At 47.6% G+C, this 15,097-nt stretch carries 11 protein-coding genes, 2 tRNA genes and 3 rRNA genes; 7 read left to right on the top strand and 9 right to left on the bottom strand.

What is annotated here, in order from left to right; all coding sequences use genetic code 11:
- Window positions 1–61 precede the first annotated feature (61 nt).
- From metK to FAH67_RS00715, 6 genes are all read left to right on the top strand, one after another.
- Window positions 62–1,231 carry a methionine adenosyltransferase gene (metK, locus tag FAH67_RS00740; protein WP_003682062.1) on the top strand — a complete coding sequence of 390 codons (1,170 nt, stop codon included), beginning with the start codon at window positions 62–64 and terminating at the stop codon, window positions 1,229–1,231.
- 109 nt (window positions 1,232–1,340) lie between these two features.
- Window positions 1,341–1,661: an accessory factor UbiK family protein gene (locus FAH67_RS00735; RefSeq protein WP_003682060.1), complete on the top strand. Its 321-nt coding sequence runs from the start codon at window positions 1,341–1,343 to the stop codon at window positions 1,659–1,661.
- Window positions 1,662–1,674: 13 nt separating this feature from the next.
- Window positions 1,675–3,171, top strand: coding sequence for a YifB family Mg chelatase-like AAA ATPase (locus FAH67_RS00730; protein WP_003682057.1), 1,497 nt, complete (start codon window positions 1,675–1,677; stop codon window positions 3,169–3,171).
- Window positions 3,172–3,325: 154 nt separating this feature from the next.
- A complete protein-coding gene (locus FAH67_RS00725) occupies window positions 3,326–4,330 on the top strand; it encodes an SPOR domain-containing protein (RefSeq protein WP_112890839.1) in 1,005 nt (334 codons plus the stop codon).
- Window positions 4,331–4,343: 13 nt separating this feature from the next.
- On the top strand, window positions 4,344–4,985 hold the full coding sequence (locus FAH67_RS00720) for a thiol:disulfide interchange protein DsbA/DsbL (protein WP_003682051.1): 642 nt from the start codon (window positions 4,344–4,346) through the stop codon (window positions 4,983–4,985).
- A gap of 44 nt (window positions 4,986–5,029) precedes the next feature.
- Entirely contained in the window at window positions 5,030–5,854 is an 825-nt protein-coding gene (locus tag FAH67_RS00715; RefSeq protein ID WP_003682048.1) for an undecaprenyl-diphosphate phosphatase, read from the top strand.
- Window positions 5,855–5,932: 78 nt separating this feature from the next.
- On the opposite strand, the gene FAH67_RS00710 is transcribed toward FAH67_RS00715, so the two are convergent.
- From FAH67_RS00710 to FAH67_RS00680, 7 genes are all read right to left on the bottom strand, one after another.
- Window positions 5,933–6,346 carry a type IV pilin protein gene (locus tag FAH67_RS00710; protein WP_341869382.1) on the bottom strand — a complete coding sequence of 138 codons (414 nt, stop codon included), beginning with the start codon at window positions 6,344–6,346 and terminating at the stop codon, window positions 5,933–5,935.
- 264 nt (window positions 6,347–6,610) lie between these two features.
- A complete protein-coding gene (locus FAH67_RS00705; RefSeq protein WP_039863774.1) occupies window positions 6,611–6,898 on the bottom strand; it encodes a ComEA family DNA-binding protein in 288 nt (95 codons plus the stop codon).
- 300 nt (window positions 6,899–7,198) lie between these two features.
- Window positions 7,199–7,312, bottom strand: a 5S ribosomal RNA gene (gene rrf / locus FAH67_RS00700).
- A gap of 96 nt (window positions 7,313–7,408) precedes the next feature.
- A 23S ribosomal RNA gene (locus tag FAH67_RS00695) occupies window positions 7,409–10,297 on the bottom strand.
- 348 nt (window positions 10,298–10,645) lie between these two features.
- A tRNA-Ala gene (locus FAH67_RS00690) sits at window positions 10,646–10,721 on the bottom strand.
- 5 nt (window positions 10,722–10,726) lie between these two features.
- Window positions 10,727–10,803, bottom strand: a tRNA-Ile gene (locus FAH67_RS00685).
- Window positions 10,804–10,908: 105 nt separating this feature from the next.
- A 16S ribosomal RNA gene (locus FAH67_RS00680) occupies window positions 10,909–12,449 on the bottom strand.
- Together the 16S, 23S and 5S rRNA genes with 2 tRNA genes alongside form the textbook arrangement of a ribosomal RNA operon.
- 526 nt (window positions 12,450–12,975) lie before the next feature.
- On the opposite strand from FAH67_RS00680, the gene thrB reads away from it, so the two are divergent.
- A complete protein-coding gene (thrB, locus tag FAH67_RS00670; protein ID WP_003682602.1) occupies window positions 12,976–13,893 on the top strand; it encodes a homoserine kinase in 918 nt (305 codons plus the stop codon).
- Between the two features lie 181 nt (window positions 13,894–14,074).
- On the opposite strand, the gene FAH67_RS00660 is transcribed toward thrB, so the two are convergent.
- Together FAH67_RS00660 and FAH67_RS11665 are read right to left on the bottom strand one after the other, a co-directional pair.
- On the bottom strand, window positions 14,075–14,479 hold the full coding sequence (locus FAH67_RS00660; RefSeq protein WP_003682599.1) for a hypothetical protein: 405 nt from the start codon (window positions 14,477–14,479) through the stop codon (window positions 14,075–14,077).
- A gap of 119 nt (window positions 14,480–14,598) precedes the next feature.
- Window positions 14,599–15,081, bottom strand: coding sequence for an IS5 family transposase (locus FAH67_RS11665; RefSeq protein WP_112890680.1), 483 nt, complete (start codon window positions 15,079–15,081; stop codon window positions 14,599–14,601).
- Between the last annotated feature and the right edge of the window lie 16 nt (window positions 15,082–15,097).

Genomic DNA, 15,097 nt, shown 5'->3' with positions numbered 1-15,097 from the left:
GCTGTCCGAAATAAAAGGCCGTCTGAAAACACAGCAGCCTGTTTTTAATGAAAGAATAGCAATGAGCGAATATCTGTTTACTTCCGAATCGGTATCCGAAGGCCATCCGGATAAAGTTGCCGACCAAGTATCCGATGCGATTTTGGATGCCATTTTGGCGCAAGACCCCAAAGCGCGTGTCGCCGCAGAAACCTTGGTCAACACAGGCTTGTGCGTATTGGCAGGCGAAATCACTACCACCGCCCAAGTGGACTACATCAAAGTCGCACGCGAAACCATCAAACGTATCGGCTACAACTCCTCCGAGTTGGGTTTTGATGCCAACGGCTGCGCAGTCGGCGTGTACTACGACCAACAATCTCCGGACATCGCCCAAGGTGTGAATGAAGGCGAAGGCATCGACTTGAACCAGGGCGCGGGCGACCAAGGTTTGATGTTCGGCTATGCTTGTGACGAAACCCCTACCCTGATGCCGTTTGCCATCTATTACAGCCACCGCCTGATGCAGCGTCAAAGCGAATTGCGCAAAGACGGCCGCCTGCCTTGGCTGCGTCCTGATGCCAAAGCCCAACTGACCGTGGTTTACGACAGCGAAACCGGCAAAGTAAAACGCATCGACACCGTTGTCCTGTCCACCCAGCACGATCCTGCCATCAGCCATGAAGAACTGAGCAAAGCCGTGATTGAGCAGATTATCAAGCCTGTTCTGCCGTCTGAACTGCTGACTGACGAAACCAAATACCTGATCAACCCGACCGGCCGCTTCGTTATCGGCGGTCCGCAAGGCGACTGCGGTTTGACCGGCCGTAAAATCATCGTCGATACCTACGGCGGCGCGGCTCCGCACGGTGGCGGCGCGTTCTCAGGTAAAGACCCGTCCAAAGTCGACCGTTCCGCCGCTTATGCCTGCCGCTATGTGGCAAAAAATATCGTCGCCGCCGGTTTGGCAACCCAATGCCAAATCCAAGTTTCCTACGCCATCGGCGTTGCCGAACCGACTTCGATTTCCATCGACACTTTTGGCACAGGCAAAATCAGCGAAGAAAAACTGATTGCCTTGGTTCGCGAACATTTCGACCTGCGCCCTAAAGGCATCGTCCAAATGCTCGACCTGCTGCGCCCGATTTACAGTAAATCCGCCGCCTACGGCCACTTCGGCCGCGAGGAGCCTGAATTTACTTGGGAGTGCACTGACAAAGCAGCCGCATTGAAAGCAGCCGCAGGCGTGTAAACTTCCGCATTTGAGGCCGTCTGAAAAGCAAAACGTTTTCAGACGGCCTTTTCCCTTATACAATAGCCACTTGAATTTCTATATACATTCTGAATAAAGGATACGGATTATGTTCGGCAAACAACTTTTCGAAGAAGTCAGCTCCAAAATCAGCGAAACCATCGCCAACAGCCCTGCCAAAGACATGGAAAAAAACGTTAAAGCCATGCTCGGCAGCGCGTTCAACCGCATGGATTTGGTGACCCGCGAAGAATTCGACATCCAACAACAGGTTTTGATTAAAACCCGTACCAAACTGGCCGAATTGGAAGCCCGTTTGGCAAAAATCGAAGCCGCTCAAGAGCCTGAAGAAGCTGTTTTGAAAGCTGCCGAAGCCGCTGCTGAAGAAGCTGTTGCCGAAATCAAACAACAAACCGAAGCTGCCGAATAAGGCCGTCTGAAACATGTCGCTTGCTTTGGTTTACAGCCGCGCCTTAAGCGGCATGAATGCGCCGTTGGTCGAAGTGGAAGCCCACCTTGCCAACGGCTTGCCACATTTCAATATCGTCGGTTTGCCCGATACTGAAGTCAAAGAAAGCCGCGACCGTGTGCGTGCCGCCATCATCCAAAGCGGCTTCGACTTTCCCGCCAAGAAAATTACCGTCAACCTCGCACCGGCCGACCTCCCAAAAGAATCCGGCCGTTTCGATTTGCCGATTGCCTTAGGCATTCTTGCCGCATCGGGACAAATCAATCCTGAAAAGCTCTCGCAATATGAGTTTGCCGGAGAATTGGCACTATCCGGCCTGCTGCGTCCCGTACGCGGCGCGCTGGCTATGGCATGGCAAGGAATGCAGGCTGGCCGTTCGTTCGTCTTGCCGCAAGAAAATGCCGAACAGGCTGCCGTCATGCGCGGTATCGCGGTTTATGGTGCACGTTCTTTAGGCGAAGTGGCCGCGCATTTAAACGGTATCGAACCGTTGATACAAACTGAATGCAAGCTGACGCAAAGGCCGTCTGAACAAAGTAAAATTCCTGATTTAGCCGATGTTAAAGGCCAGCACACCGCCCGCCTTGCTTTGGAAATCGCAGCGGCAGGCGGACACAGCCTGTTGATGATGGGCCCTCCGGGTACGGGCAAATCCATGCTTTCGCAACGTTTGCCCGGCATCCTTCCGCCTTTGACCGAAGACGAATTGGTCGAAGTCTGGGCATTGCGTTCGCTCCTGCCCAACCATCAACAACAACTCGACAGCAACCGTCCTTTCCGCAGCCCTCATCACAGCGCCAGCTCGGCTGCCATGGTAGGCGGCGGTTCAGACCCACGTCCGGGCGAAATCTCATTGGCACACCACGGAGTGTTGTTTTTAGACGAATTGCCCGAGTTTGACCGTAAAGTATTAGAAGTATTGCGCGAGCCTTTGGAAAACGGCGAAATCCATATTTCACGCGCCGCTCGCCAAGCAGTTTATCCGGCCAAGTTCCAACTTGTCGCCGCCATGAACCCCTGCCCTTGCGGCTATCTTGGCCATCCGTCCAAACCTTGCCGCTGCACGCCTGAAAGCGTTGCCCGCTACCGCAACAAAATTTCAGGGCCATTGCTCGACCGTATTGATTTAACCATCGAAGTACCCAGCCTTTCCGCTGCCGAGCTGATGCAACAAGAAGCAGGCGAATCCAGTGCCACCGTATTGGAACGCGTTACCACCGCACGAAAAATCCAATACAACAGACAAGGCAAAGTCAATGCAGAACTGAGTGTCGGAGAACTCGATGGCAAAGCCCGCATCCAAAAAGAAGCGCAAGAAGCCTTGGGAACCATGCTTGAAAAACTGTCCCTTTCCGCACGAAGTTTCCACCGCATCATGCGCGTTGCCCGTACACTGGCCGATTTAGCAGGGGACGAAGAAGTCAGCAAAACCCATGTGATGAAAGCCATCGGCTTCCGTCGCGCCCTTTAACTTTTCAGACGGCCTGAATCTTTATGTTTAAGTAAAACTAGAGTAAACAAAGCATCAGGATTTTGCCGTCTATAACGGTTATTGATAAAATATCGAATCCAAACTCAGACAGTCTCCTTTCAGGCCGTCTGAACACATTATTACAAGGTAAGTCATGAAAAAATCTACACAATATGGCAAAGGCTTGGCCGGTTTCTTTTTCGGCCTGATACTGGCAACAGGTATTATTGCCGGTATTTTGTTCTTCTTGAACCAAGGCAACCAAAACGTTTTCAAAGAGCTGACTCAGCCTAAACAAAGCGAAGAACCTGAAATCCTGAAACCTCAGGACAAAGCGGAGAAACACCCAGCTACCGACAATTCATCTACCCAAGCAGATGAAGAAAAAGCCAAAGCAGAAAAAGAAGCTGCTGAAAAAGAAGCGGCTGAAAAGGCTGCCAAAGAAGCTGAAGAAAAAGCTCAAGCGGAAAAAGAAGCTCAGGAAAAAGCCAAACAAGCAGAACGTGAAACCAAAGAAAGAGCAGACAAAACTGCTGCCGACGAAGCCGAACGCGAAGCCAAAGAAAAAGCTGCAAAAACTGAAGTAGAAAAAGAAGCTGCTAAGAAAAAACTAGCTGAGAAAAAAGCCGAGTTAGAGAAAAAACGCGCAGAAAAAGCTCAAGCGGAAAAAGAAGTTGCCGATAAAGCTGCCAAAGACAAAAAAGCAGCCGACCAGCTGACTGCCAAACAAAAAGAGCGTGCCGAACGCAAACTGGCCGAGAAAAAAGCAGCTGAAGCCAAAAAGCAAAACAAGCCAACACCTGAGCAAATCCTCAATAGCGGCAGCATCGAAAAAGCACGTAAAACAGCAAATGCCTCTGCAGCAAAAGAAAGCAGCAACTCTGTAAGTAAACAGTCAGCAGAAAAAGCCGAAACAGCTGCCAACAGCGGTAAAAAAGCCTTCCTGCAACTTGGTTCATATGCAGACCGCTCCAGCGCAGACTCACAACGTGCAAAACTGGCTATTTTAGGTGTTTCTTCCAGAGTGGTTGAATCGCAAAACGGCGACAAAACCATTTACCGAGTTCAAAGTAACACCATGCCGCAGGAAGCCGCTGTGAAACTGCAAAAAAACCTGCAAGGTCATAATATCTACAGCTTGATTCGTTCTATCAAATAATGGAATCATTGATATGAAGCAGCGTATAAAACAAACCATTGCCGCACTCAGCCTGAGCCTGCTCAGCCTGATTGCGCAAGCTGCTACCGAGGGCGTGGACTATACTGTCCTCAGTCGTCCTATCCCGCAGCAACAAGCCGGAAAAATTGAAGTACTTGAGTTTTTCGGCTACTTCTGCGTTCATTGCTACCATCTCGATCCTGTTTTGTTGCAACACAGTAAAACCTTCGCTAAAGATGTTTCCTTACGAACAGAACACGTCGTTTGGATGCCTGAAATGTTGGGCTTGGCCAAGGTTGCCGCAGCCGTCAATCTTTCAGGTTTGAAATATCAAGCCAATCCAGTCATCTTCAAAGCAGTTTATGAACAAAAAATCAACCTGGCCGATACCAATGCATTCCGATCATGGGTGGGTAAACAGACGGGTTTTGACAGTAAAAAACTGCTTCAAACCTACAACAGTCCTGCTGCCGCATCGGCTGCTGCAAAAATGCAGCAATTGACGGAAACTTATCGAATTGAAAACACACCAACTGTCATCGTCGGTGGTAAATACAAAGTCAATTTCAACGGTACCGACTGGAAAGCCGGTATGAAAACCATAGACGAGCTCATCGTCAAAGTCCGCCGCGAACAATCCTCAAAACCACTTTAACTATTCAACAAAAGAAAGACGGCCTCAAGGCCGTCTGAAAACTTATGGACATTCTGATTTTATTTAAAGCACTTATTCTCGGTATTATCGAAGGTTTAACCGAGTTTCTCCCTATTTCCAGTACCGGTCACTTGATTGTATTCGGCGATTTAATGAACTTTCAAAGCAACGGAAAAGTATTTGAAATTGCTATTCAACTTGGTGCAGTATTAGCCGTCGTATTCGAATACCGCCAACGATTTACCCATATCATAAAAGGACTGGGTAAAGAACGAACAGCCAACCGCTTTGTACTGAATTTATTTATTGCCTTCATACCTGCTGCGGCTGTGGGTCTATTGTTCAGCAAAAAAATTAAATTACACCTTTTCAACCCAATTACCGTTGCTACCATGCTGGTACTGGGGGGCTTCTTCATTTTATGGGTTGAAAAACGCCAAGCAACAGCCAAACCTAAAGTCAACCATGTAGATGATATGCGCCCAATCGACGCATTTGTTGTAGGATGCTCCCAAATTTGTGCCCTTATCCCTGGTACATCACGTTCAGGCAGTACCATCATGGGCGGTATGTTGTGGGGGCTAGAACGTAAAACAGCTACCGAATTCTCATTCTTCCTTGCCGTACCGATGATGATTGCGGCAACAGGTTATGACATCTTGAAAAACTACAAACTCTTTACCTTGCAAGATGTCGGACAAATTGCCATCGGTTTTATCGCGGCATTTATCGCCGGTTTATTGGCAGTAAAAGCTTTGCTAAAATTTGTCTCCAGTAAAAACTATGTTCCTTTTGCCTACTACCGCATCGTATTCGGTGGTCTGATTCTCCTTACTTGGATGCTGGGCTGGGTCAGCTGGAGCGAATAACTCATTGCCCCCAAAGGACGTGTCCACACACGTCCTTTTCTTTTGCCCTTTTTTCTTTTATCCCTTCAGACGACCACCCTATGCGCCAAATGGTTTACACTCCGCATCATTGCCCCTAAATATCTCCTCGCCGTCCGTACAGCTTCCCTTCCCCTTCATCTTCCCGCACACCACCGCCGTCAGCGACTCGTTCAAGCGTAATACCCTCGGCTCCGCCTCCCTGTCCAACGCCACCGCCTTCAGGGTAAACTTCCCTTCCAGTATCCCCTTAGCCTGACCGTTCATCCGAATGCAGAAACCACCCGCCTCCTTCACCGGCAGCTCCGGCCACTTCGTCGACGTCAGCTTAAAGCTGCCCTTTTTCGTATAGAACTGCTCCATAAAGCGCGCATTTTCCAGCAGGGCGGCATGCGCCGCACGCAGGTTGGCCGAGCGGACCGATTCCCGATAGGCCGTAAATGCCGCCGTCGCCAATATCGAAACCAACAGCATCACCACCAACAGCTGTATCAAGGAATACCCCCTCTGCACAGTTACCCCATTCCGTATTCCGTCAAATGCCTTTGAGTACATATCTTTATTCCCTTTATCTTTTATATCCCCATCCGACAGGAGACTATCCGTTTATCCCTTTTACCCAATGTAAAGCCCCGCTTTGCCCAAGCTCTCATTGCCGGCCCCATACAAAGCCGCCCGTCAACCCGAACCGGCAAGCGGTTCGGCCTCGGGGCGGCATACGGCAGTTAACCGTCAGACTTATTTTTTCACGGCAGGCTGTGCGGCCTTAGGCGCAGCAGAAGAAACCGTCGCCTCCGCCTTCAACTTGTTCAGCACCGCATCACCGATGCCCTTCACGTTTTTCAGCTCCTCCACCGATTTGAACGCACCGTTCTTCTGACGGTATTCCACAATCGATTTCGCCTTAGCCGGACCGATACCCGGCAAGGCCTCCAGTTCGACAGAAGACGCAGTATTGATGTTCACGGCAGCCAAAGAGAACGCCGCACAAACGGCGGCAAACGCACCAAATAAAAATTTCTTCATCAGATTTTTTCCCATAACATATTTGATTGAATCAGTCATGCTGTTTACAGAATGGTTTTATTCCACTCTGTAAACACTGTCACATACGCAGATAGGGCAACAGCTCATACCCACATAAATGCTTACAACATATTAACGCAAATATCGTTTGATTTCAAATATTCTAAACGGTTAACCGTAACTTCGGTACTTTTGTTTAAGAATAACAACAAGGTAATCATAATCTCCCTATCACCAAACCGACAGAAACGACAGGCATGTAAAAAGCCCCCGACATCAGTCGGGGGCTTCGGAATGGGTGTTTGGCGGTGACCTACTTTCACATGGAAGAACCACACTATCATCGGCGCTGAGTCGTTTCACGGTCCTGTTCGGGATGGGAAGGCGTGGGACCAACTCGCTATGGCCGCCAAACTTAAACTGTTACAAATCGGTAAAGCCTTAATCAATATATTCGGTGATGACTGAATCAGTCAGTAAGCTTTTATCTCTTGAAGTTCTTCAAATGATAGAGTCAAGCCTCACGAGCAATTAGTATGGGTTAGCTTCACGCGTTACCGCGCTTCCACACCCCACCTATCAACGTCCTGGTCTCGAACGACTCTTTAGCGTGGTTAAACCACAAGGGAAGTCTCATCTTCAGGCGAGTTTCGCGCTTAGATGCTTTCAGCGCTTATCTCTTCCGAACTTAGCTACCCGGCTATGCAACTGGCGTTACAACCGGTACACCAGAGGTTCGTCCACTCCGGTCCTCTCGTACTAGGAGCAGCCCCCGTCAAACTTCCAACGCCCACTGCAGATAGGGACCAAACTGTCTCACGACGTTTTAAACCCAGCTCACGTACCACTTTAAATGGCGAACAGCCATACCCTTGGGACCGACTACAGCCCCAGGATGTGATGAGCCGACATCGAGGTGCCAAACTCCGCCGTCGATATGAACTCTTGGGCGGAATCAGCCTGTTATCCCCGGAGTACCTTTTATCCGTTGAGCGATGGCCCTTCCATACAGAACCACCGGATCACTATGTCCTGCTTTCGCACCTGCTCGACTTGTCGGTCTCGCAGTTAAGCTACCTTTTGCCATTGCACTATCAGTCCGATTTCCGACCGGACCTAGGTAACCTTCGAACTCCTCCGTTACTCTTTGGGAGGAGACCGCCCCAGTCAAACTGCCTACCATGCACGGTCCCCGACCCGGATTACGGGTCTGGGTTAGAACCTCAAAGACACCAGGGTGGTATTTCAAGGACGGCTCCACAGAGACTGGCGTCTCTGCTTCTAAGCCTCCCACCTATCCTACACAAGTGACTTCAAAGTCCAATGCAAAGCTACAGTAAAGGTTCACGGGGTCTTTCCGTCTAGCAGCGGGTAGATTGCATCTTCACAACCACTTCAACTTCGCTGAGTCTCAGGAGGAGACAGTGTGGCCATCGTTACGCCATTCGTGCGGGTCGGAACTTACCCGACAAGGAATTTCGCTACCTTAGGACCGTTATAGTTACGGCCGCCGTTTACTGGGGCTTCGATCCGATGCTTGCACATCTTCAATTAACCTTCCAGCACCGGGCAGGCGTCACACCCTATACGTCCACTTTCGTGTTAGCAGAGTGCTGTGTTTTTAATAAACAGTCGCAGCCACCTATTCTCTGCGACCCTCCAGGGCTTACGGAGCAAGTCCTTAACCTTAGAGGGCATACCTTCTCCCGAAGTTACGGTATCAATTTGCCGAGTTCCTTCTCCTGAGTTCTCTCAAGCGCCTTAGAATTCTCATCCTGCCCACCTGTGTCGGTTTGCGGTACGGTTCAATTCAAACTGAAGCTTAGTGGCTTTTCCTGGAAGCGTGGTATCGGTTACTTCATGTCCGTAGACACTCGTCATCACTTCTCGGTGTTAAGAAGACCCGGATTTGCCTAAGTCTTCCACCTACCGGCTTAAACAAGCTATTCCAACAGCTTGCTAACCTAACCTTCTCCGTCCCCACATCGCATTTGAATCAAGTACAGGAATATTAACCTGTTTCCCATCGACTACGCATTTCTGCCTCGCCTTAGGGGCCGACTCACCCTACGCCGATGAACGTTGCGTAGGAAACCTTGGGCTTTCGGCGAGCGGGCTTTTCACCCGCTTTATCGCTACTCATGTCAACATTCGCACTTCTGATACCTCCAGCACACTTTACAATGCACCTTCATCGGCCTACAGAACGCTCCCCTACCATGCCAGTAAACTGGCATCCGCAGCTTCGGTTATAGATTTGAGCCCCGTTACATCTTCCGCGCAGGACGACTCGACCAGTGAGCTATTACGCTTTCTTTAAATGATGGCTGCTTCTAAGCCAACATCCTGGCTGTCTGGGCCTTCCCACTTCGTTTACCACTTAATCTATCATTTGGGACCTTAGCTGGCGGTCTGGGTTGTTTCCCTCTTGACAACGGACGTTAGCACCCGCTGTCTGTCTCCCGAGGAACCACTTGATGGTATTCTTAGTTTGCCATGGGTTGGTAAGTTGCAATAACCCCCTAGCCATAACAGTGCTTTACCCCCATCAGTGTCTTGCTCGAGGCACTACCTAAATAGTTTTCGGGGAGAACCAGCTATCTCCGAGTTTGTTTAGCCTTTCACCCCTATCCACAGCTCATCCCCGCATTTTGCAACATGCGTGGGTTCGGTCCTCCAGTACCTGTTACGGCACCTTCAACCTGGCCATGGATAGATCACTCGGTTTCGGGTCTACACCCAGCAACTGTTCGCCCTATTAAGACTCGGTTTCCCTACGCCTCCCCTATTCGGTTAAGCTCGCTACTGAATGTAAGTCGTTGACCCATTATACAAAAGGTACGCAGTCACACCACAAGGGTGCTCCCACTGTTTGTATGCATCAGGTTTCAGGTTCTATTTCACTCCCCTCCCGGGGTTCTTTTCGCCTTTCCCTCACGGTACTGGTTCACTATCGGTCGATGATGAGTATTTAGCCTTGGAGGATGGTCCCCCCATATTCAGACAGGATTTCACGTGTCCCGCCCTACTTTTCGTACGCTTAGTACCACTATTGAGATTTCGAATACGGGACTATCACCCACTATGGTCAAGCTTCCCAGCTTGTTCTTCTATCTCGACAGTTATCACGTACAGGCTCCTCCGCGTTCGCTCGCCACTACTTGCGGAATCTCGGTTGATTTCTTTTCCTCCGGGTACTTAGATGGTTCAGTTCTCCGGGTTCGCTTCGCTTATCCTATGTATTCAGATAAGGATACCTCCTAAGAGGTGGGTTTCCCCATTCGGACATCGTGGGATCATAGCTTTATTGCCGGCTCCTCCACGCTTTTCGCAGGCTTACACGTCCTTCGTCGCCTATCATCGCCAAGGCATCCACCTGATGCACTTATTCACTTGACTCTATCATTTCAAGAACCTCTTTGACTTCGTTTACCTACCCGTTGACTAGGGAAGCAAACTTGAAATTCCTACTTTGATAAAGCTTACTGCTTTGTTATGTCTTAATCCTGCCTTTTGTGTTTCAGGATTAAGTCGATACAATCATCACCCAAATACTGTGTTTGTTTTCTTTTCTCTTACGAGAGATTTTTTATCCTTTGCAAGGAACAAAAAATCAAAACAAACTCATTGTCTTTGTTTGTTGATTTCGGCTTTCCAATTTGTTAAAGATCGATGCGTCGATATTTCACTTCGCAAATCAAAATAAGCTGCTAAGTATAGCAGGCTTCCTTTGATTTGTAAAGTTCTTGGTGGAGGCAAACGGGATCGAACCGATGACCCCCTGCTTGCAAAGCAGGTGCTCTACCAACTGAGCTATGCCCCCGTTCTTGGTGGGTCTGGGAGGACTTGAACCTCCGACCCCACGCTTATCAAGCGTGTGCTCTAACCAGCTGAGCTACAAACCCGGATTCTCTTCTTAAGCGAATCTTGTCTTCACTCAAGCTTTTCTCTTCCGCATCTTTTACAGTTTACCGATAAGTGTGAATGCATCAGACCTCTTCTTTCTCTAGAAAGGAGGTGATCCAGCCGCAGGTTCCCCTACGGCTACCTTGTTACGACTTCACCCCAGTCATGAAGCATACCGTGGTAAGCGGACTCCTTGCGGTTACCCTACCTACTTCTGGTATCCCCCACTCCCATGGTGTGACGGGCGGTGTGTACAAGACCCGGGAACGTATTCACCGCAGTATGCTGACCTGCGATTACTAGCGATTCCGACTTCATGCACTCGAGTTGCAGAGTGCAATCCGGACTACGATCGGTTTTGTGAGATTGGCTCCACCTCGCGGCTTGGCTACCCTCTGTACCGACCATTGTATGACGTGTGAAGCCCTGGTCATAAGGGCCATGAGGACTTGACGTCATCCCCACCTTCCTCCGGCTTGTCACCGGCAGTCTCATTAGAGTGCCCAACTAAATGATGGCAACTAATGACAAGGGTTGCGCTCGTTGCGGGACTTAACCCAACATCTCACGACACGAGCTGACGACAGCCATGCAGCACCTGTGTTACGGCTCCCGAAGGCACTCCTCCGTCTCTGGAGGATTCCGTACATGTCAAGACCAGGTAAGGTTCTTCGCGTTGCATCGAATTAATCCACATCATCCACCGCTTGTGCGGGTCCCCGTCAATTCCTTTGAGTTTTAATCTTGCGACCGTACTCCCCAGGCGGTCAATTTCACGCGTTAGCTACGCTACTAAGCAATCAAGTTGCCCAACAGCTAATTGACATCGTTTAGGGCGTGGACTACCAGGGTATCTAATCCTGTTTGCTACCCACGCTTTCGAGCATGAACGTCAGTGTTATCCCAGGAGGCTGCCTTCGCCATCGGTATTCCTCCACATCTCTACGCATTTCACTGCTACACGTGGAATTCTACCTCCCTCTGACACACTCTAGTTACCCAGTTCAGAACGCAGTTCCCGGGTTGAGCCCGGGGATTTCACATCCTGCTTAAGTAACCGTCTGCGCTCGCTTTACGCCCAGTAATTCCGATTAACGCTCGCACCCTACGTATTACCGCGGCTGCTGGCACGTAGTTAGCCGGTGCTTATTCTTCAGGTACCGTCATCAGCTGTCGATATTAGCAACAGCCTTTTCTTCCCTGACAAAAGTCCTTTACAACCCGAAGGCCTTCTTCAGACACGCGGCATGGCTGGATCAGGCTTGCGCCCATTGTCCAAAATTCCCCACTGCTGCCTCCCGTAGGAGTCTGGGCCGTGTCTCAGTCCCAGTGTGGCGGATCATCCTCTCAGACCCGCTACTGATCGTCGCCTTGGTAGGCCTTTACCCCACCAACTAACTAATCAGATATCGGCCGCTCGAATAACGCAAGGCCCGAAGGTCCCCTGCTTTCCTCCTCAGAGAATATGCGGTATTAGCTAATCTTTCGATTAGTTATCCCCCATTACTCGGTACGTTCCGATATATTACTCACCCGTTCGCCACTCGCCACCCAAGAAGCAAGCTTCTCTGTGCTGCCGTCCGACTTGCATGTGTAAAGCATGCCGCCAGCGTTCAATCTGAGCCAGGATCAAACTCTTATGTTCAATCTCTAACTTATAACTTCTGGTCTGCTTCAAAGAAACCGACAGGACAATGTCTAAAACATCATCTTGTCTGTCTTTCAAACAGTGTGAGGCCTAATGCACTCACACTTATCGGTAATCTGTTTTTTAAAGAGCGAATCGAATTATACAGTATATTTAGCAAATGTCAACTAAAATTATCGATAATTCTAACTAACTGTGTTATACTGTCTGCTTCATTTTCTTCACCGCGTCAGCAGCGAAGAACCGAACTATACGCCTCCAAACAAAACCAGTCAACACCTTTCGCAAAATTATTTCTAGAAAATTAATCACCGCCCTGTTTTAACAGGGTTTTTATTTTATAAAAAAACTCCAGCAAACCTTTCTACACTTTCCATACATACAAAAAACACAAAACAAAGGCCGTCTGAAATGCTCTTTCAGACGGCCTTTTGAATTTGACCCTCGCTTTAATTTATATTGTTGGCGCTTGTTTTTTGGTATGATGTTTCCTTGATTTTTTTATATCAGCCTCGAGTTTGCTATGTCTGTCTATACCAGTGTTTCCGACGCTCAAATGCGTGATTTCCTACTGCAATATGATTTGGGAGATTTTGTTTCTTTGCAGGGGATTGCTCAAGGAATTACTAATAGTAATTATTTTTTGACTACTTCAACCGGTCGTTATGTATTGACTGTTTTTGAGGTTTTGAAATCAGAAGAACTGCCTTTCTTTCTAGAACTCAACCAGCATTTAAGTCTGAATGGTGTTGCCTGCGCTGCTCCAATTGCTCGTCAAGATGGCGGACTGCATTCTATTTTGGTTGGGAAACCGGCTTGTTTGGTTACTTGTTTGAATGGTTCTGATACCGGCTGGCCAACCGAGGCTCAATGCTTTCATACCGGCGCAATGCTGGCTAAAATGCATTTAGCCGGTCAAGACTTTCCTTTAAAAATGAAAAATCCTCGTTATGATGACTGGTGGCATGATGCCTGCACTCAGTTGCTGCCTGTTTTAGATTCTGAGGATGCTGCTCTGCTTCAATCTGAAATTGCTGCTTTAGATGAAAATCTGGGAGAGCATTTACCTTCCGGCATTATCCATGCCGATTTATTTAAGGACAACGTATTGCTTAATGGAGATGAAGTTTCCGGCTTTATCGACTTCTATTATGCGTGTAACGGTAATTTCATGTACGACCTGGCAATTGCGGTTAACGATTGGGCACGAACAGCTGATAACAAATTAGACCCTGTCCTTCATGATGCCTTTATCCATGGCTATGAAAGCGTACGTCCATTATCTAATGAAGAACGTGCGTATTTCCCTACTGCACAAAGAGCCGGATGTATTCGTTTCTGGGTATCTCGCCTGCTCGATTTCCATTTCCCTCAATCAGGAGAAATGACGTTTATTAAAGATCCGAATGCATTTAGGGATCTACTCTTGAGTCTTAAATAATATATGGAGATGCTGACTTGTTTGACATTGGTCGTGCCGTTGGCTAAGTTTTGTGCGCCTTTGCCTGTTTGATAGGCTTGCCAACCTGCATTGGCAGCCGCCATGGCATTGACACGACCATTTTTGCTTTGTCCGACTAAAGATATCAGTTAAGCCAAACAACATAAAACATAAGCATATCTTACCAACATGAAACAGATGTAATAATATTATCTTCAATCCAAAATAAAGCATTCAACTTTTCTGATTGATAAAAATCTCCTTTTAAATCTAAAGTTAAGTCATTAATATTTATATTTTTCATCATATTAATAAATTTATTAATGGGTAAGCCAATAATGCTTATGTCGTTTAAGTATAGATTTTTCTGAATTTCAAACCCACTACAGATTAAATCATTTGTTAAAGTAATTGAAATACCAAATTCGTTAGAAATATATTCAAAATCTAACTCATCATTAGCAAGTCCTTTATCAATATATGCTAAATTGAAATTATATTTAATTAATAGATCTTTAGAGCATTCTTTATTCAAAAAGAATTCATTTACACCTATATTGGGCAACCAAATCCATTTACTTGTCATAAAATAGTTCCTGTTAGTGTTTATGTTTCATAGAATGATTTTCACCTGTTTCATTCATTTTATTGCGCCAATGTCGTACTTATCTTTCAAGAGGTTTAAGAACCTGTATTCACAAACAACTATTTGATAAATTTTAATATTTGTGAAATATACCCTAGTTTGACAAAATTTTCAGCAGATAAATTCGTCTGCTCAAAATCTTTTGCCAAACGTCGAGACCAACCCAACCATGCAAACGTTCGTTCTACAATCCAACGTTTGGGCAGAATATGCCAAGAAATATCTTGAATTTTCTTTGAAATCTCAACAGTTAAACCCAATTGCTCCGATACTTCGCGCTCAAATGTATTCCGATAACCTGCGTCTGCACAGAAACCTTTTAAACCCGGATAGGTCTCAAACGCTTTTTTTGCTGCAAAAATACCTGCTTTTGTGTCATGAATATTGGCTGCATGAACCACAACAGACAATAGGTTACCCAACGTATCAACAGCTATATGTCGCTTACGGCCTTTGATTTTTTTACCTCCGTCAAAACCTTTATCATGTGCGCCGGAAGCTGTTTTGACACTTTGCGAATCAATAATGGCATAAGTCGGCATCGCTTGTTTTTGATGG

The sequence above is a fragment of the Neisseria flavescens genome, from assembly GCF_005221285.1.
Taxonomy (GTDB): domain Bacteria; phylum Pseudomonadota; class Gammaproteobacteria; order Burkholderiales; family Neisseriaceae; genus Neisseria; species Neisseria flavescens.
The sequence above is the reverse complement of the archived record's forward strand: the minus strand, read 5'-3'. Positions and strand labels throughout refer to the sequence as shown.

Bases quoted from the DNA above. Each gene is read 5' to 3' on its own strand.
- FAH67_RS00720 (WP_003682051.1), top strand. From the start codon at position 4,344: ATGAAGCAGCGTATAAAACAAACCATTGCCGCACTCAGCCTGAGCCTG.
- FAH67_RS00715 (WP_003682048.1), top strand. From the start codon at position 5,030: ATGGACATTCTGATTTTATTTAAAGCACTTATTCTCGGTATTATCGAA.
- metK (WP_003682062.1), top strand. From the start codon at position 62: ATGAGCGAATATCTGTTTACTTCCGAATCGGTATCCGAAGGCCATCCG.
- FAH67_RS00725 (WP_112890839.1), top strand. From the start codon at position 3,326: ATGAAAAAATCTACACAATATGGCAAAGGCTTGGCCGGTTTCTTTTTC.
- FAH67_RS00660 (WP_003682599.1), bottom strand. From the start codon at position 14,479: ATGACAAGTAAATGGATTTGGTTGCCCAATATAGGTGTAAATGAATTC.
- FAH67_RS00735 (WP_003682060.1), top strand. From the start codon at position 1,341: ATGTTCGGCAAACAACTTTTCGAAGAAGTCAGCTCCAAAATCAGCGAA.
- thrB (WP_003682602.1), top strand. From the start codon at position 12,976: ATGTCTGTCTATACCAGTGTTTCCGACGCTCAAATGCGTGATTTCCTA.
- FAH67_RS00730 (WP_003682057.1), top strand. From the start codon at position 1,675: ATGTCGCTTGCTTTGGTTTACAGCCGCGCCTTAAGCGGCATGAATGCG.
- FAH67_RS11665 (WP_112890680.1), bottom strand. From the start codon at position 15,081: ATGCCGACTTATGCCATTATTGATTCGCAAAGTGTCAAAACAGCTTCC.
- FAH67_RS00710 (WP_341869382.1), bottom strand. From the start codon at position 6,346: ATGCTGTTGGTTTCGATATTGGCGACGGCGGCATTTACGGCCTATCGG.
- FAH67_RS00705 (WP_039863774.1), bottom strand. From the start codon at position 6,898: ATGAAGAAATTTTTATTTGGTGCGTTTGCCGCCGTTTGTGCGGCGTTC.